The following is a 16,697-nucleotide window of genomic DNA, read 5'->3' on the forward strand; positions in this document are numbered from 1 at the left end:
CCGAAATCAAAAGTTATGTCTCAAGGTTCCAATTTTGTTGATTATGTGAAAATATGCTGTCGTTCGGGTAAAGGCGGAGCTGGCTCTGCACATTTACACCGTGATAAGCATACCGCCAAGGGCGGTCCCGATGGTGGCGATGGCGGGCGTGGCGGGCATGTAATTGTTAAGGGTAATTCGCAATTGTGGACCTTGCTGCATCTTAAATACCGCAAACATGTTATTGCGGGCGACGGCGATTCTGGCGGTAGCGCATTGCGTACCGGCAAAACCGGCCGTGATGAAATATTGGAGGTGCCACTGGGCACTATAGCAAAAGATGCTGAAACCGGCGAGGTGATTTTCGAAATCACGAAAGATGGTGAGACCAAAATATTAACCAGCGGCGGCCGTGGCGGCTTAGGCAACTGGCATTTTAAATCGGCCACACAGCAAACCCCGCGCTTTGCACAGCCAGGCGAGCAAGGCCAGGAAGTATGGAACATTTTGGAATTAAAACTGCTGGCCGATGTAGGTTTGGTAGGTTTTCCGAATGCCGGTAAATCCACTTTATTGTCGGTAGTATCGGCAGCCAAGCCCGAGATAGCTGATTACGCATTTACCACCATTGTGCCTAACTTAGGTATTGTATCCTACCGCGACAGTAAGTCGTTTGTAATGGCTGATATTCCGGGTATTATCGAGGGGGCATCTAAAGGAAAAGGCTTAGGCTTCCGCTTTTTGCGCCACATTGAGCGTAACTCGGTGTTGCTGTTTATGGTGCCGGCTGATACCAATCGTACCATTACCGAAGAATATAACATTCTATTACACGAATTGGAAGAATATAACCCGGAGCTGATACACAAACCACGTGTGTTAGCCATAACCAAAAGCGATTTGCTGGATGATGAATTAAAGCAGGAAATGAAGCAGGAATTGCCGAAAGATATTACGGCGGTATTTATATCATCTGTAGCACAACAGGGTATCGATGCACTTAAGGATATGCTTTGGAAAGCAATTAACCAATAAAATTATCCGTAAATAAAAAAGGGACGTTAATAATTAAGGCAATCTTTTTGTCTTAAAAAGCTTTTTAGGGATTGAACTTTGACTGCAGTTATACCCTATCAGATTTGATAGAGAAACTGTTGCCATTTTTTGATAGTTTACAATCTGTTGTATACATGTTGACCGATAAACCATTTATGTTATTCTTAGGATGTGGTGTGACTTGTGTAGCTATCTTAATGGCTTCGAATAAGGTAATGCGCAATAACAAAGCCTTACTGGGATTATTGATAGTAAGTCTTTGTATGGCTATCTTTCAAGTCCTTCTTTCTCTGCATGAAAATACTTTTAAAAAACCAACACTATCAGATTCTTTTTACTCTCCATTAATCTATGTAGTAAGTTATAACTCTTTAAGATATGCTTATGTACAAGCATATGGAGTAGAACCAACTTACAATAGGTCTTCATGGTACGATCCTGAAGATGGTAGAAGCCAGAACTGGCTGGACGTGGTGGTGTATGCTTTTCCTATTTTTTTTTCAATGGGATTTCCAATAATCCTTGCAGTTTTAAAAACTCAGTTTTCTGGTAATTACAAGTGATAACAATAATAATTATTCTATAATATGCTTATGCTACTCAGCCGAGTAAACCGTATAATCCTCTGTCAGCGTTAATGTCTTGAAATTTTTATAGCCCGGAAAGCAGCGCATAATTAGTTTATCACGCCCGTGCTCTTCATAATCGGATGGTAACACAATGTATAATGGCCCGGCATGGCCGGCATGGGTATAATCTTCAAAATCTATTTTTATGTCTTTGCCAATAGGTTCGAGGGTGATAAACCGGTTATGTTCTATTTCCAAACCCAAATCAGCGCTGATGAACACAAATAAGGCGTTATGCTGCTGTTTGTCCTGCTGCATAATATAATTAAGTGTAGGCTGGTCTATAAACTGTTGGGTAAGGCCCGATGTGCCATGTGCGGCTTCGTCTCTATCATACTCGTATTCATTTTTTAATTTCATCAGGCTGAATACCGTAATGCCTGCCCACAGCAATCCAAAGGCAACCTTATAAACAATAAATCTGGTTTGGCTAAGGAGGTAAATAGCACCCGGAATTATCAGTAAACCCACAATTCTAAAATGTCGGCCTTCGTAAGATATAGCCAGCTGCCGCAAAAAGGCATAGCCAAAAAATAGTACGGAAACTCCATAAAAAACGAGCATTAAAATCTTGTAATCGCGCATGGGTACACGTTTTACTACGGCCATAATAAGAGTAATGCTCAGTACCGCCAACAGTAGTAAGATAATGATAGTCCATACTGGGCTAAACATAGGGCCATCTGGGTGGTAAATCAATCCGTGGGTAATTTCATCAACCGAAAAGCCGGATAACAGTGGCGAGGCCAGCGGAAAGCTCAATGTTTCCCAGGCCAGCCGCAAGCCGGTATGGTCTGATGAGGTAGGGTTTTGGCCTTTGCTCAGGTAGAAAAAATAAATGCTTGCTACGGATAATAAAGCAGGCGGCGCCATCCATAAGCCGTTTTTAATCCACGGCCACCAGCTTTTCTCATAGTAGGACACCCTGATCCATAAGCAAAGCAAACCCGAGGCGTAAATCCACATCATGGATGATTTGCAGAAAAATCCAGCCCATCCCGATAGCAGTATAAACAGCAGCATAGGTATGCTGATTTTGCGGAAGCTTAAGCATCCGTACAAAAACCAACCTGCGTAGGCAAATAGTAACACCTCGCCGCCATTATAAAAAGAGTATGGAATATAAAAGAATTGCTGGCCTACAATAAAAGCCACACTTATGGCTGATACCAGGCGCGTGAAACCAACCTTTTTAAATAAGGCGTAAAATCCGCCTATGCCTAACAGCTGGCATACGGTAATAGTAATTACGGCTGCCTGTCCTGTATTGGTACCAAACAAGTTTTTGAAGAAATACGGAGCCAGGTACTGGCCGGGCGACCACCAGGTTAAAAACTCGGCTGTGTTTTTGGCCACGTTTTCCTGGCTGGGACTGATCAGTAAATTGAAACCTCCGCCTTTTTCCATACAGCGCATTACCTGAAACCCCCAGCTTGGGTCAGGGAAAATAGATGGCGGCGCCATATAGCTGATGATGCCCAGCACAATGGTCCAAATGGCTAAAAGGAATATAATAATGCGGGGAATTAAGGCTTGTTGCTTGCTGATCATAAGTATAAAATCAAATACGCTGAATATGCAAAAGTAATCAATCCGTTACAATAGTATCATGCCGGCTTGTTTGATGATGGGCAAGGATGAAATAAAGCTTACAATGAAACCATAAGCAGCCTGTGTTTTTTATATAGCTTTGCAGTGTAATTAAACGGAATTATGAGGATTGCTATCAATGGATTTGGTCGAATAGGCCGCATCTTTTTACGAAATATATTAGATAAAGCCGGTGTTGAAGTAGTGGCCATTAATGATATTACCGATACGCCAACGCTTGCCCATCTTTTTAAGTACGATTCTGTCCATCGCGGTTTTAAAGGCGAGGTGTATGCCGATGGTAATACACTGGTTGTAAATAACCGCCGCATACAAGTGTTGTCAGAAAATAAACCGGCTAATTTGCCCTGGAAGCAGCTGGAGATTGATCTGGTAATTGAGTCGACAGGTAAATTTGCCTCGCTTGAGGGTGGGCAGCAACATTTGGCTGCCGGTGCCAAACAGGTTATTATTTCGGCGCCTGCAAGTAGCAAAGGCGTGCCTACTGTAGTGCTTGGGGTAAATGATAGTCAGATTGATTTGTGTTCGCCTATACTTTCCAATGCTTCGTGTACCACTAACAATGTTGCTGCCATGGTAAAGGTGCTTGAAGATAACTGGGGAATTGTGGAAGGTTATATTACCACGGTGCACTCCATGACCGGCGACCAGAACCTGCACGATGCGCCGCATAAAGATTTGCGTCGCGCCCGTGCAGCATCGGCCTCTATTATTCCAACCACCACCGGGGCAGCTAAAGCTATTACCTCTATATTTCCACATTTGGATGGTAAACTGGGCGGAGCGGGCATCCGGGTGCCGGTACTGAATGGTTCGCTGACTGATTTTACCTGTACCTTGAAAAAGCCGGCAACCGTTGCTGAAATTAATGCTGCTTTTAAGCAGGCAGCCAGTACCGATATGAAAAATATTCTGGAATATACGGAAGACCCCATCGTGTCAACCGATATTCTGGACAATCCGCATAGCTGCATTTTTGATGCGCAGCTTACTTCAATAGTAGGTGGTTTGGTTAAGGTAGTGGGCTGGTACGATAACGAAATGGGATATGCCAGCCGGCTGGCCGACTTGGTAATGCGAATACAAAGCCAGGAGGGCTAACCTTCATAAAAAAAATGCAGCACAGATGATGTGCTGCATTTTTTTTTATATGTCATTTCTTACAATGATGATCCTGTTACATAAACCAGTTTTGCTGTTTGTGCAGCCGGCATAATAGTTTTATCTTCCGAGTAATAAAATGATGAAAATGTTATTACATCATTTTTGCGGGTTAAAAAGTTGTCGCGGGCAGCTGTGGCCTCCTGTTGGTTTGAATATAGCTGAGCAAATTTAAATTGGCGTTCAATAGTAAGCTTAATTAAGTTTTTACTATTAACCATCGTATCTTTCTTGGCTTTAATGGTTACATTGTTTAAGTTGTCATCAATCCAGTTGGTAACTGTGATGCCATGAGGGGTAACGGTAGTGTAGGTAATATCTTTTAATCCCGTCTGGCTAAAATCTTCTTTAAGGTGCAATGCCCAGGAGCTGTCATATTCGGTAGGGTTCACCAGAAGACTAACATTCTCATTATAGGTAAGTACTAAATTATTGCTATTAATCTGCGTAGTTACTATTTGTGCGGGCAATTCATAGCCTACGTTAAATGTAGTGTGGCTGGTGTTAGGTTGGTTTTGTATGGGATTAGAAATGGCAATATCTTTATCACTTACATTGGGCTTAGCTTCGTTCTCTTTACCACATCCTGATAATGCAGTAATTATTACTGCGGCGCTGATTAAATTTTTCATTTTCACTATATCTTTACTGGCAGTTGTTTGGCAACCATTGTGCCTTTAATCAGTGATAAAACTCAGCCTAATGGGCTCTATACATAAGTCAGATGTGTTTTATTCCTTCAAGAGGTAAGGTTGTCAGATTACCAGGTTCAAAGCAATTACATTAATTGTAAGCCCGATAACTTTGAGTAAATTCGGGGTAATTATTCTACATATTGAGCAATGGTTAAATTTATTTCGGGGAAAGATGTGCTACCGCTTCGCAATGAAGTATTGAGGGACGGCCGACTGCAATTACACGAGTGTGTTTTTTCGGGGGACGAACTGGCTGAGAGTTTTCACTTAGGCTATTTTCGTGATGAGCAGCTGGTATGCGTGGCTTCTTTTCATTCCCAAGATTATAAAGAATATACAGGTCGTGGTTATCAGCTGCGTGGCATGGCTACAGCGCCGGGTTATCAGGGTAAGGGTTTGGGTACCCAACTGGTTAATTTCGCTACTGTTTACCTAAAGGGGCAGGGTGCAAACTATATGTGGTGCAATGCCCGTAAGGTAGCCGTAAGCTTTTATCAGAATTCTGGTTTTGAAGTGATTTCAGACGAGTTTGAGATTTCTGGTATCGGGCCACATTATGTAATGTATTTGAAGATACAATAGGCTTGTGGTCTAAATCTTTTTATTGATATATCTATAGCCTGAATCAAAAACGTTATATACAAAAAAAGCAACCTCATTGAGGTTGCTTTTTTTATTTTTTGAACTATAGATTACTGATTTTTCTTTTGTTTGTGTTCTACAATTTTACCAACACCAAAACCAGCGGCACCACCGGCTACACCACCAATCAGCGCACCTACACCTCTGTTTTTCTTAGTAACTAATGCACCTGTCAAAGCACCGGCACCTGCACCAATCAAAGCACCGTTACGTGCGGCGTGGCTTTTCTTTCTGGCTGTAGGGTAATCTGCACTGCTGGCATATCCTGATGTACCAGTTGATGTTGCCGAGCCAGATGAAGCATATGATCGTCTTGATCTGGATGTGGAAGCATACGATGTATTTGCACGGCGTTTTTCGCGTTCACGCTGAGCGCCTACACTTTTCAAGCTGTCTTCATAACGGGCTTTCTTTTCAGCTTTAAAAGCAGCAAGTCCTGCAGTGTCTGCTTTACTGACAGCAGGGCTGTCTACTTTAGCAACCACAGGAGTAGAAGCCGATGTGTTATTTGCTGATGTGTTTGGGTTAGAATGGCATGCCATTAAACCAACCGATATGCCTGTAACTATTAATAAACGCTTTGCCTGTATCATAATAAATGTTTTTAAGTAGTGTGAATAAATGTATGACTAAAGCAAACAGCAAAAGTCAAATATACATTAGCAATTAATTTGCCAATTATCAAAAATAAGACTAAAGTGCTCTTTTATAAGCATATACAAATTATGCTGCTTCGTGTTTATTCGTATTGGTGATAATTGATGGTTGATTATTTCGTACGGATACACGTTTATCTATATTCATTTGTTACCAATCCTTTTTTTATTTGCTTATGTGATGTGGATTTTATTTCTGAATTTGGCAACTCATTTTTGATGTAGAAACTCATGAAAACAATAGATCAAATCAGTTTTGCCGGAAAGAAAGCCCTGATCAGGGTTGATTTCAATGTTCCGCTGGATAAAGACTATACGATTACGGATGATAACCGTATGACGGCGGCTTTGCCTACCATCAACAAAATACTTAACGATGGTGGTGCCGTGATACTGATGTCGCATTTAGGCCGACCTAAAGAAGGTCCTACTGAAAAATATTCTCTGAAACACATTGTACCTCACCTGGCCGAGCTGCTGGGTAAAGAAGTGCAATTTGCTGACGATTGTATTGGTGCAGAGGCTACCGAAAAGGCTGCTGCTTTACAAGGTGGTCAAGTGTTACTATTAGAAAACCTGCGTTTTTATAAAGAAGAAGAAAAAGGCGATAAAGATTTTGCTGAAAAGCTGTCTAAACTGGGCGATGTTTATGTAAACGATGCTTTTGGTACCGCTCACCGTGCACACGCTTCAACCGCCGTTATTGCACAGTTTTTCCCTGAAGGCAAATTCTTCGGTTACCTGATGGGTGCCGAGCTTGCCAATGCCGAAAAAGTTCTGAATGGTGCTGCTAAACCTTTTACCGCTATTATGGGTGGTGCTAAAGTATCTGATAAGCTACTGCTGATCGAGAATATGCTTGATAAGGTCGATAACCTGATTATTGGCGGTGGTATGGCTTATACGTTTGCCAAAGCACAGGGTGGCAATATTGGTAAATCACTGGTTGAGGATGATAAGCTGGAACTGACCCTGAGCCTGATCCAAAAAGCAAAAGATAAAGGCGTAAACCTGTTACTGCCAACGGATTCTATTATTGCTGACGCTTTTGCTGCCGATGCCAATACTGATACGGCGCCAAACAGCGATATCAAAGAAGGTTGGATGGGCCTGGATATCGGTCCGGATTCAATCGCTGCCTTTACTAAGGTAGTGGAAGAATCAAAAACCATTTTATGGAACGGCCCGATGGGCGTTTTCGAAATGGAAAAATTCGAAAAAGGTACCAAAGCCGTAGCAGAAGCCGTAGTAAAGGCTACTCAAAACGGCGCTTTTTCGTTGATTGGTGGTGGCGACTCGGCTGCAGCTGTAGCCAAGTTTAACCTGGTTGATGGCGTAAGCTACGTCTCTACCGGTGGCGGCGCTTTACTGGAGTATATGGAAGGCAAAGAGTTGCCGGGTGTTAAGGCGATTAATGAGTAAAACTTATATACTTTATTAACAAAAAAAGGCAAGCATGACTTGCCTTTTTTTGTTATACATTCAGCACCCTTATCTTACAATATGAAATTTTCAGTAACCTATACGCAAGAAGATCTGTTGAACAATTATTTGTTTGTGGCCTCAAAATCAGATCGAATGAAAAGAAACAGGCGCAAAAGCTGGCTTCTTCTGGTCTTGTTCTTTGTAGTCGCAGCCATAACCAGCTACGTGGGTGAAGATATGTACATGATGTGGGGTAGTATAATTGCCGGACTGGTGCTGTTATTATTATATCCCTCATTTCAGAAGCTGACTTACAGAAGGCATTACAATAAGTTTGCTAACGATAGGTATAACAGCTTGAAAGACATCTTATACGATTTTACCATTACCGATGATCAAATCATCTCTGAAAGTAAGATTGGTAATGTGATAATTAACACTTCACAGGTTGAGAGTATCACAGAAACCGGTAATTATTTTTTTATTGCCTTATCTTCTAAAGACGTTATCACGCTGCCTAAACATAGTGTTGATGTACATGCGTTATCAGCGCAATTAACTGAAATGGCGCAAAAGCACGGTTTAGCTATTTGTCAGGAGCTAAACTGGCGATGGAAATAGTAAAACGATAAATAACTTCTATAAAGGTGGTTTCTATAATACAGACATTTTTGTATGTTTAGATACCTCTTTATAAAAATGAAAAAACTTGCTTTCCTAATTTTTTGCCTGTTTACCCTGCAGGCATTTGCCCAGCCCGGCGGTAACCCCGACGCAGCTTTCGTTAAAGAAAATTATACCAAGTATGAATACCAAATACCCATGCGTGACGGTAAAAAGCTGTTCACGTCGGTATACGTGCCTAAAGATCAAAGCAAGCAGCATCCATTCATGATGGACCGGACCTGTTACAGTGTGGCGCCCTACGGTACGGATAAGTATAAACCAAGCCTGGGCCCATCATCTTTATTTTTGCACGATGGTTACATATTTGTTTACCAGGATGTACGTGGCCGCTGGATGAGTGAGGGTATTTACGAGGAAATGACGCCCGAGCTGGAAGAGCACAAAACCAACAAAGATGTTGATGAGGGTACTGATACTTATGATACCATCGACTGGCTCATTAAAAACATTCCGAATAATAACGGTAAAGTAGGGGTATGGGGTATATCCTATCCAGGCTTTTATACTACAACGGCATTGCTGAGCCGGCACCCTGCGCTGGTGGCCGCATCGCCGCAGGCTCCAATTGCCGATTTGTACCGTGATGATGCTTTTCATAACGGGGCATTTATGCTGGTAGCCAACTTTGGCTTTTATCCCGGCTTTACTAACCGCCAGGATGACAAGCCAACCCAGCGCCGCTCGAAAGGTTTTGATCCGGGTACGGAAGATGGTTATGATTTCTTCCTGAAAATGGGTTCCATGAAAAATTCGAATGATAAGTATTACAAAGACACCATTCGCCTGTGGAACGAAATGATGGATCACCCGAATTATGACCAGCATTGGAAAGACCGAAACGTGCTTACCCACCTGCACGATATCAAGACGGCTACCCTGGTAACCGGTGGCTGGTATGATGCTGAGGACCTGTATGGTGCCATTAACACTTATAAAGTACTCACAGCAAAAAACCCGAATACGCCGGTATATTTTGCCATGGGGCCCTGGGTGCATGGTGGCTGGGCACGTGGTAATGGCGACCATTTAGGCGATGTAGATTTTGGTGGTGCTACGGCTCCTTACTATCGCGAAAAAATTGAGTTTGCGTTTTTTAGCCACTACCTGAAAGGTACACCATTGGATATTCCAAAAGTGTCAACCTTTCAAACCGGTGTAAACCAGTGGAAAGCCTACAAAACCTGGCCGCCTAAAGATGCCGAAGAAAAGAATCTGTACTTTTTACCGGGTGGCAAATTGTCGTTTACAGCCCCTGCTGACAGCAAAGATACCTACAACGAGTTCGTATCCGACCCGAATAACCCTGTTCCATTCCTGAATCGCAAGAGCATGGACATGGATCGGGACTACATGACCGCCGACCAGCGTTTTGTGGCTGGGCGTGCGGATGTGCTTACCTATCAAACCGACGTGCTTACTGATGATATTACCTTAGCCGGTAACATCTGGGCGAACCTCAAAGTATCAACCACTGGTACCGATGCCGACTGGGTAGTAAAAGTAATTGACGTATACCCCGACACGGCTAAAAACAATCAATGGACAACCAAAGGCACCGGGATGGGCGGTTATCAGCAGATGGTTCGTAGCGAGGCTATGCGCGGCAAGTTCCGCACCGGGTTTGATAAGCCTGCGGCGTTTGTTCCGGGGCAGGTATCACCGGTTAATTTTGAATTGCAGGATGTATTGCACACGTTCAAAAAAGGGCACCGTATTATGGTGCAGGTACAAAGTACCTGGTTCCCGCTTATTGATCGCAATACGCAGCAATTTCAGGATATTATGAAAGCCAAGGATACCGACTTCAAAAAAGCCACCCATAGGGTATATACCTCAAAAGCGCATCCAAGCTTTTTGAAGGTAAAGACGATGTAAGGTGAAATTTAGCTTAAAGTACTGCCGCTGAATATCATATTTAGATATGATATTCGGCCGCTTTTTTTTGTGTCATTAAGTAATAGCGGGATGTGGCGCACTTAGCACAAAAAAAGCTTTTAATGGGTAAAAAGAAAAACAACGTCCTGAATATAAAAGGAGTTGGTAGCCGGTAATGATAGGGGCGGTTACATTTAGGGCAATGCAAAAATGGTTTGTCCATACAAAAAATCTCAAAGGTAGATGAGTAAGTATCTGCTAATATTCTAAAAAGGTGTAACGTTAATTAATTGTTAAATCGTATAGTTAAAAAACAATTTATTATAAAAAGTTACACAATTGCCGGATATACGTAACAAACTTCCTTTAAGATTTTAAGCCTGTTAAATAAGTTGTTAATCAACTTATTTAACAGGCTTGATATGGCTTAACATCATAATTATCCTAACAGTTCTTTCAATAGCTTATCAAATTCCTGGCGTAGCGTTGCTAATTCATCTTCCAACTGGCTTACGCGGCTTTCGAGTGCTGACGTGGATGATGATGCGCCTGTACCTGATGTTTCTGGCTCTTCCTCTTCGGGTATCTCCAGTGTTTCACCAAGCAGGTGCATGTAGCGGGCTTCTTTTTGTCCGCTGCGGCGGGGTAGCTGGGTGACAAAGGGCGTATCGCCACCACTTAACTTTTCAAGCGCTTGCTGTATATCATCTAATGATTCAAATTCATACAACCGGCCCGAGTTAGTATTCAGCTCACCTGGGGTTTGCGGTCCGCGCAATAACAACAGGCAAATCAATGCCACTTCTGATGGTATAACCGGAAACATAATGGCAAAGTTGTGCTTGTATTTCACAGCCCGGCTTGATCCGCCTGTGGCTGTTGATACCAGTCCCTTCTTTTTAAGTGAGTCAACCGTTCTTACCACGGTATCCTCGTCATAATTAACTACCGGCTTGCGGGCCGACTTTTGATTACATGCTGTTACCAGCGCGTTTACAGTTAGCGGATAATACTCGGGCGTAGTGCGACTTTTTTCCATTAATGCGCCTAAAACGCGTATCTCCTCATGGCTTAATTTGGGTAAAGTTTGCATAATAGTTTGTAAGGGGGAATTATTTTACACGTATAAACCGAATGCCGCAAGCCTCGCGGCAGGGCGGTTGCAGTGTCAGGGTGTTGGCATTAAGCTGGTAGCGGTATATTACAGGCTCGGCATTATGCTTTATAGTTAGTTCCATATGCGCACTGTCAATTACTTTATAGTGTATAGCATCGGTGAGGGCCGTGCCGGTTATAGTGCCATCAGTATTGAACTTTGCATAATCACTACCTGTGCTTTTGGTCCAGGTGCCTTTACCATCGCCTATATCGGCCAGGGTAGCGGTTAATTTCCAGTTGCCTTGTATACCCAGCTTTATGGCCTTGGTGGTATGTTGGGTACATGCCGTGTAAATAATGCTAAGCAGGATCAGGAATAGTAACTGTTTTTTCATCATGAGAATATATGGTGATAAATTGTTTAATAAGCTGCTTATTCGAAAACGATGGTCTTGTTTTTATAAACAAACACCCGGTCGTCAAATACCAGTTGCAGCGCCTTGGCTAATACAGCAGTTTCTATTTCTTTGCCCGCTTTAACCATATCAGCTGCCGTAAAGTTATGATTAACCGGAATGGTTTGCTGCGCAATGATAGGCCCTTCGTCTAAATCGTCTGTTACAAAATGTGCCGTGGCGCCAATCAGCTTCACGCCACGCTCGTAAGCCTGCCGGTACGGGCTGGCACCAACAAAAGCCGGTAAAAACGAGTGGTGTATATTAATGAGCTGCATCGGGAACCGGGCAACAAACTCGGGCGACAAAATGCGCATAAATTTTGCCAATACAATATAATCGGCTTCATAGGGTAAAATAGCATCCGCTATGCGCTGCTCAAAGGCGGCCTTGCTGTAACCCTCATGCGATATGAGTAAGAACGGGATGTCAAAACGGCGGCAAATATCTTGTAACGTAATATGGTTTCCTATAACACACAGTACCTGCGCACCCAGCGTGCCAAAATAGTGCCGTACCAAAATATCGGCCAGGCAATGATATTCTTTGGTAACCAGCACTACTATCTTCTTTTGTGGTTCGGGATTGATGTTAATTACAGCGCCAGGAGGTAACACTTGTGCAAGTTCACGTTGCAGGGCGGTATTGTCTATAGCATTCTGGCCTGTTGGTTCTGCATTCAGGCGCAGGTAAAAACGGCCCTCTGCTTTATCAACATACTCATCTAATGAAATAATATTAAGCCGATGGCGGGTAAGCGTTCCGGATACGCCGGCCACCAGCCCGGCAGCGTCGCTGCATTGTACAATAATTACCATGATGCAGTCAAGATAGAAATAAAATGCAAAAGGATAGTTGTTTGTATCTATAGGATACAATGTGCGGCGATTGACGTAGTTGATTTGATTTGCAAATAACCGATTGCGTATTAAGATCCTCATATCCTCTCTCGATATGGAAGTGATAAGTGGTTTGGTGCCGACGGCAGCCGCGGGTATAAATAAAGCGGTCTTTCGTTCAACGAAAAACGGATTGTTTTTATAACGCCTATTGCATCTACTGCCTAAGGTGCTCTGTAGCTGCTAATTTAAAGGCAGTGTAAAATGGAGATTACTCAAAACCATATTGCCTGTTAAATGTATAGTAGGTGTTGGATCCGCATAGCACACTGGCGAATGGATAGAATAACAAGGATAGCAGTTATTCTATAACCATTTATAGCCGTTTCTTTCTTCGAAGTTATTCTGGTAACTACCCCGGCTTTGTGCAATATTCAATTTGATATCATCGGTATGCACTGTATAAATTGTTAAAGATGTGTTGTGCTTATCGTAGCTGCGGATAAAAAGTTTTGCGTTTATTTTATTTGATTTATATAGATAATGATGGAAAGAATATGGAAAAAAGTATGGCCGGTATTTTTAATACTCTTTGTTACTGCTACCGGGTGTAAAAAAGATACTTCAGATTTAGAGATCGATCCGTCAAAACCTGCAATTGTAAAGAGCTTAGCACTTAAAATTAATGGTGCAGCATGTGCCCTGGTTGATAGTACCTATTATTATCCGGTTTCTCTTGGAGCTTCCCTTAATAACTATACACTTAGCTTTGATTCTACCTTAACATCGGTACAAATTGGAGATGTAAAAGTTGCGAATGGTGCAGCTGTTAATTATGCCCTTAAAACAAATCAGGAGGTTCAAATACAGGCTACTGATAAAGAGAACAGAACGCTTAATTACAAACTCTTGATTACAGGGTTGCCTATAGTTCAGTTAAGCACCCGGCAGGATATTGGCGATGATGAAATAGGCGCTGATTTTACCTTGATCAACCCTGATTTTGCTGCACAGAAGAGTCAGTTGCAGATAGCATCGAAAATCAACATTAAAATAAGAGGGGCTTCATCGCGTGCTTATCCCAAAAAATCATATGCGGTTAAGCTGGTTGATAATAGTGGTGAGGACATAGACCAGTCGCTTATGGGCCTGCGCGATGACAATAGCTGGATTTTAGATGCCATGTATATTGATCAGTCACGCATGCGTAACCGCCTGAGTACCGACATTTGGAATAGCTTCAACAACGTACCTTATATTGATAGCGAACCCAAAGCCTTAAATGGTACGCGTGGCTATATGGTCGAAGTGTTTCTTAATAACGAGTATGCCGGAGTATATTGCTTAACTGAAAAGCTTGATCGTAAGCAGCTTAAAATCAAGAAAGAATATGGGGTAATGTACAAAGCGAACGAAAGAGGCCTAGAGGTTGACCTTAAAGGCGTAGCGCCTTACAACAATAATAGCGATACCTGGGGAGGGTGGGAGCTGGAATATCCTGAGTTGGGAGATACACCTGCCCCTGATTGGAAGTACTTATACGATTTTGTTGGCTTTGTAAGTAAAACCTCCCAACAAGACTTTGTAAGTGAGGCACCAGATAAGGTTGATATCAACAATATGGTAGATTACTATATTTTCATGAACATCTTGAGTGCGCAGGATAACCAGAGCAAGAATACTTTTCTGAGTTTTTATGACAACAGAAAAAACAACAAGTTCTTTTACTCGGTATGGGATCTTGATGCAACGCTGGGTAGACTGTGGAAAGGCGAAAAATCGGACAACTTTATCATAGGTGCCGGTGATAATAATTTACTCGACAGGTTGGTAAGCTGGAACGTAGGTGGTACCCGGGAATTGATCAAACAACGCTGGAGTAATTTGAAATATAACCAGCTAAGCAAAAATGCATTCGATAAACGCGTTGAGGCGTACCGGAATCAGCTGGTTTCTACCAATGCTTTTGCACGAGAAAAAGCCACCTGGAACAATTTTGAACAGGATTTGAATACAGAAACAAGCTACATGAAAAGCTGGTACAGTGCACAATATGATAAGTTAGATGCATATATCAATAATTTATAAACGTAATGCAGCTGATTCCGCATTTAGCTAAACAAAAACTGGTTGCCACCCTGGCAGCCAGTTTTTGTTTATAACTACTTTGTCTTTCAAAAGCTTCCTATGATTACCCGCTGGTTAGCTGTAGCGGATGTTATTAAGAGGGCTAGTCTAAAGTACTTCAATATAAAATAGGTGTATTATGTTGCTGAAAATCAAGTACTTTATTTTATATATGCTTCGATAGAATACTTTTTTAGTAACTTTTATTTAAATAAACCAGTAAAACACTCGCGTAGCCGCAGAAGAAGGACTTGCTTGTTTCTGTGAATAGAAATAATAAGAGGAACAAGGTGTTAAAGAGTGTTGCTTTAACTATGTAATTTGACTATTTGATTGGACGATAGAATATACCGACGAATTCATTCTCTTCCGATTTGCAGTTTCATCAACGCCAATGAAAAATAATAACTTTAGGATGCCTGCCGCATCAATATGGGAAAACTTTCAGCAGTCATTGATGACGGCTATTGAAAGGGGAGAGCACCAGGAGCAACAGGATTTGGCGTACTGGCAGGATAAGGTGTTTAAAAAGATTATTCTCTATGCACTTCCGCTTAGTTCCATAACTGCCATACCCAGTATTTTAATTAAATATCTGCAGGGGTATAAATACGTTCCCTTAATTGATATCAGCGTTGTGCTGGCTATTAGCCTAGTGGTATTCAGTGGCTATTTTTCCCTGTCATTTAAAAAGAAATTTGTTGCCGTAGCTCTTACTTTTCTGAGCATCGTCCTCATTACCATGCTTGGTTCATTTGGCTTAGGTAGTATTTATCTGCTCTCTATAGCTGCGTATGCCGCTTTGCTTTTTTCCAGAGGGGCTGCTTATCTTACCGTAATAGTTAACGCTGTTATCTATGCATTATTAGGTATGGTTATTTATTGGAAGCCATTTGATATGCCTTTAATTCACGCTTATACCGCCGGGACTTGGATTGCTTATTCGCTCAACTTTGTGTTTTTGAATGTAGTTATAGTCTCTACTATCAGCTATGTATTGGATGGTATAGAACGTACCCTGCAGGATAAAGTACAACTGCTTGGCCAGCTGGAAGAAAAGCTGATTGAAATTAACAGTCGCAATCAACAATTGCAGGAGTCAGAAGAGCATTATAAGAGCCTGTTTTATTTAAATCCATCACCCATGTGGATTTTTGATATTGATACGCTACAGATTTTGCAGGTCAATGAGGCAGCTGTGCTTAAATATAAGTATACAGAACCGGAATTTTTGTGCATGACGTTTGAAAACATATGCACTCCCGAAGCCCTGACCGAACTATTAACGGGGCTTAAGCAGCCGGCAAAAAAAGAAGGTGAACGGCTGGTTACGCAACACCGGTATAAAGATGGCGAGAACGTATCTATAGAGTTAAGATGTAATACTATTCCGTTGGATGGAAAAGAATGCCGCTTGGCCATAGGCAGGGATATTACCCAGCAACTAAATCATATTAAAGCGATTGAAGAGCAAAATCAGAAGCTTAGGGAAATTGCATTTATGCAATCTCATGTAATACGTGCGCCATTAGCACGTATTATGGGCCTTTCAGGCTTAATCACTCAAAATCTCACAGCTCCGCCCGATCCGCAGGTATTATCCTATCTGGATATATCGGTAAAAGAACTGGATCAGGTTATCAAAAGTATTATTAACAACAGTGGTGAGATATTACCTGCCGGTTTAACAAACTCAGATACAGGTACACTTGAGGAGAGCGAAAGTAACAATGTTTAACAGCTTTCTTTACAGCGGCTCTTA

At 42.1% G+C, this 16,697-nt stretch carries 15 protein-coding genes; 9 read left to right on the plus strand and 6 right to left on the minus strand.

Translation table 11 applies throughout. The features are described from left to right. Positions 1-15: 15 nt before the first annotated feature. Entirely contained in the window at positions 16-1,014 is a 999-nt protein-coding gene (gene obgE, locus KHS38_RS17875; RefSeq protein WP_213489930.1) for a GTPase ObgE, read from the plus strand. Between the two features lie 104 nt (positions 1,015-1,118). Beyond that, positions 1,119-1,598, plus strand: a complete 480-nt coding sequence (locus tag KHS38_RS17880; RefSeq protein ID WP_213489931.1) for a hypothetical protein — start codon at positions 1,119-1,121, stop codon at positions 1,596-1,598. Between the two features lie 33 nt (positions 1,599-1,631). On the opposite strand, the gene KHS38_RS17885 is transcribed toward KHS38_RS17880, so the two are convergent. After that, positions 1,632-3,215: a hypothetical protein gene (locus tag KHS38_RS17885; protein ID WP_213489932.1), complete on the minus strand. Its 1,584-nt coding sequence runs from the start codon at positions 3,213-3,215 to the stop codon at positions 1,632-1,634. Between the two features lie 162 nt (positions 3,216-3,377). Between KHS38_RS17885 and gap the strand changes: the two genes are divergently transcribed. Then, a complete protein-coding gene (gene gap / locus KHS38_RS17890; protein WP_213489933.1) occupies positions 3,378-4,376 on the plus strand; it encodes a type I glyceraldehyde-3-phosphate dehydrogenase in 999 nt (332 codons plus the stop codon). A 59-nt stretch (positions 4,377-4,435) separates the two neighbouring features. Here the strand turns inward: gap and KHS38_RS17895 are convergent, their stop codons facing one another. Next, positions 4,436-5,068: a hypothetical protein gene (locus tag KHS38_RS17895; protein ID WP_213489934.1), complete on the minus strand. Its 633-nt coding sequence runs from the start codon at positions 5,066-5,068 to the stop codon at positions 4,436-4,438. A 210-nt stretch (positions 5,069-5,278) separates the two neighbouring features. On the opposite strand from KHS38_RS17895, the gene KHS38_RS17900 reads away from it, so the two are divergent. Then, positions 5,279-5,713, plus strand: coding sequence for a GNAT family N-acetyltransferase (locus tag KHS38_RS17900; protein WP_213489935.1), 435 nt, complete (start codon positions 5,279-5,281; stop codon positions 5,711-5,713). Between the two features lie 110 nt (positions 5,714-5,823). Here KHS38_RS17900 and KHS38_RS17905 read toward each other — a convergent pair whose 3' ends face one another. Further along, entirely contained in the window at positions 5,824-6,366 is a 543-nt protein-coding gene (locus tag KHS38_RS17905; RefSeq protein WP_213489936.1) for a glycine zipper domain-containing protein, read from the minus strand. A 294-nt stretch (positions 6,367-6,660) separates the two neighbouring features. On the opposite strand from KHS38_RS17905, the gene KHS38_RS17910 reads away from it, so the two are divergent. The 3 genes from KHS38_RS17910 to KHS38_RS17920 all read left to right on the plus strand — a co-directional run bounded on the left by KHS38_RS17910 (position 6,661) and on the right by KHS38_RS17920 (position 10,416). Further along, a complete protein-coding gene (locus KHS38_RS17910; RefSeq protein ID WP_213489937.1) occupies positions 6,661-7,851 on the plus strand; it encodes a phosphoglycerate kinase in 1,191 nt (396 codons plus the stop codon). Positions 7,852-8,007: 156 nt separating this feature from the next. Further along, positions 8,008-8,475 carry a YcxB family protein gene (locus KHS38_RS17915; RefSeq protein ID WP_213489938.1) on the plus strand — a complete coding sequence of 156 codons (468 nt, stop codon included), beginning with the start codon at positions 8,008-8,010 and terminating at the stop codon, positions 8,473-8,475. A 78-nt stretch (positions 8,476-8,553) separates the two neighbouring features. Continuing rightward, positions 8,554-10,416 (plus strand): CocE/NonD family hydrolase, encoded by a 1,863-nt coding sequence (locus KHS38_RS17920; protein WP_213489939.1) that lies wholly within the window; start codon positions 8,554-8,556, stop codon positions 10,414-10,416. Between the two features lie 439 nt (positions 10,417-10,855). Here KHS38_RS17920 and KHS38_RS17925 read toward each other — a convergent pair whose 3' ends face one another. From KHS38_RS17925 to purU, 3 genes are read right to left on the minus strand one after another with little or no spacing between them, the layout of a single operon-like run. Continuing rightward, the gene (locus KHS38_RS17925) at positions 10,856-11,509 is read right to left on the minus strand and encodes a YceH family protein (RefSeq protein WP_213489940.1); all 654 of its coding nucleotides are present in this window, start codon (positions 11,507-11,509) and stop codon (positions 10,856-10,858) included. Positions 11,510-11,528: 19 nt separating this feature from the next. Next, entirely contained in the window at positions 11,529-11,912 is a 384-nt protein-coding gene (locus tag KHS38_RS17930; protein ID WP_213489941.1) for a hypothetical protein, read from the minus strand. A 35-nt stretch (positions 11,913-11,947) separates the two neighbouring features. Next, entirely contained in the window at positions 11,948-12,787 is an 840-nt protein-coding gene (gene purU / locus KHS38_RS17935) for a formyltetrahydrofolate deformylase (protein WP_213489942.1), read from the minus strand. A 564-nt stretch (positions 12,788-13,351) separates the two neighbouring features. Between purU and KHS38_RS17940 the strand changes: the two genes are divergently transcribed. Both KHS38_RS17940 and KHS38_RS17945 read left to right on the plus strand, forming a co-directional pair. After that, positions 13,352-14,896, plus strand: coding sequence for a CotH kinase family protein (locus tag KHS38_RS17940; protein ID WP_213489943.1), 1,545 nt, complete (start codon positions 13,352-13,354; stop codon positions 14,894-14,896). Between the two features lie 433 nt (positions 14,897-15,329). Continuing rightward, entirely contained in the window at positions 15,330-16,673 is a 1,344-nt protein-coding gene (locus KHS38_RS17945; protein ID WP_213489944.1) for a PAS domain-containing protein, read from the plus strand. Positions 16,674-16,697: the final 24 nt, after the last annotated feature.

The sequence above is a fragment of the Mucilaginibacter sp. Bleaf8 genome (assembly GCF_018390515.1).
Lineage (GTDB): Bacteria > Bacteroidota > Bacteroidia > Sphingobacteriales > Sphingobacteriaceae > Mucilaginibacter.

What these genes read in the sequence shown, in the direction of transcription:
- gap (WP_213489933.1), top strand. Translation starts at nt 3,378, where the DNA reads ATGAGGATTGCTATCAATGGATTTGGTCGAATAGGCCGCATCTTTTTA.
- obgE (WP_213489930.1), top strand. Translation starts at nt 16, where the DNA reads ATGTCTCAAGGTTCCAATTTTGTTGATTATGTGAAAATATGCTGTCGT.
- KHS38_RS17895 (WP_213489934.1), bottom strand. Translation starts at nt 5,068, where the DNA reads ATGAAAAATTTAATCAGCGCCGCAGTAATAATTACTGCATTATCAGGA.
- KHS38_RS17945 (WP_213489944.1), top strand. Translation starts at nt 15,330, where the DNA reads ATGAAAAATAATAACTTTAGGATGCCTGCCGCATCAATATGGGAAAAC.
- KHS38_RS17920 (WP_213489939.1), top strand. Translation starts at nt 8,554, where the DNA reads ATGAAAAAACTTGCTTTCCTAATTTTTTGCCTGTTTACCCTGCAGGCA.
- KHS38_RS17915 (WP_213489938.1), top strand. Translation starts at nt 8,008, where the DNA reads ATGAAAAGAAACAGGCGCAAAAGCTGGCTTCTTCTGGTCTTGTTCTTT.
- KHS38_RS17925 (WP_213489940.1), bottom strand. Translation starts at nt 11,509, where the DNA reads ATGCAAACTTTACCCAAATTAAGCCATGAGGAGATACGCGTTTTAGGC.
- KHS38_RS17930 (WP_213489941.1), bottom strand. Translation starts at nt 11,912, where the DNA reads ATGATGAAAAAACAGTTACTATTCCTGATCCTGCTTAGCATTATTTAC.
- KHS38_RS17900 (WP_213489935.1), top strand. Translation starts at nt 5,279, where the DNA reads ATGGTTAAATTTATTTCGGGGAAAGATGTGCTACCGCTTCGCAATGAA.
- KHS38_RS17885 (WP_213489932.1), bottom strand. Translation starts at nt 3,215, where the DNA reads ATGATCAGCAAGCAACAAGCCTTAATTCCCCGCATTATTATATTCCTT.
- KHS38_RS17905 (WP_213489936.1), bottom strand. Translation starts at nt 6,366, where the DNA reads ATGATACAGGCAAAGCGTTTATTAATAGTTACAGGCATATCGGTTGGT.
- purU (WP_213489942.1), bottom strand. Translation starts at nt 12,787, where the DNA reads ATGGTAATTATTGTACAATGCAGCGACGCTGCCGGGCTGGTGGCCGGC.
- KHS38_RS17940 (WP_213489943.1), top strand. Translation starts at nt 13,352, where the DNA reads ATGATGGAAAGAATATGGAAAAAAGTATGGCCGGTATTTTTAATACTC.
- KHS38_RS17910 (WP_213489937.1), top strand. Translation starts at nt 6,661, where the DNA reads ATGAAAACAATAGATCAAATCAGTTTTGCCGGAAAGAAAGCCCTGATC.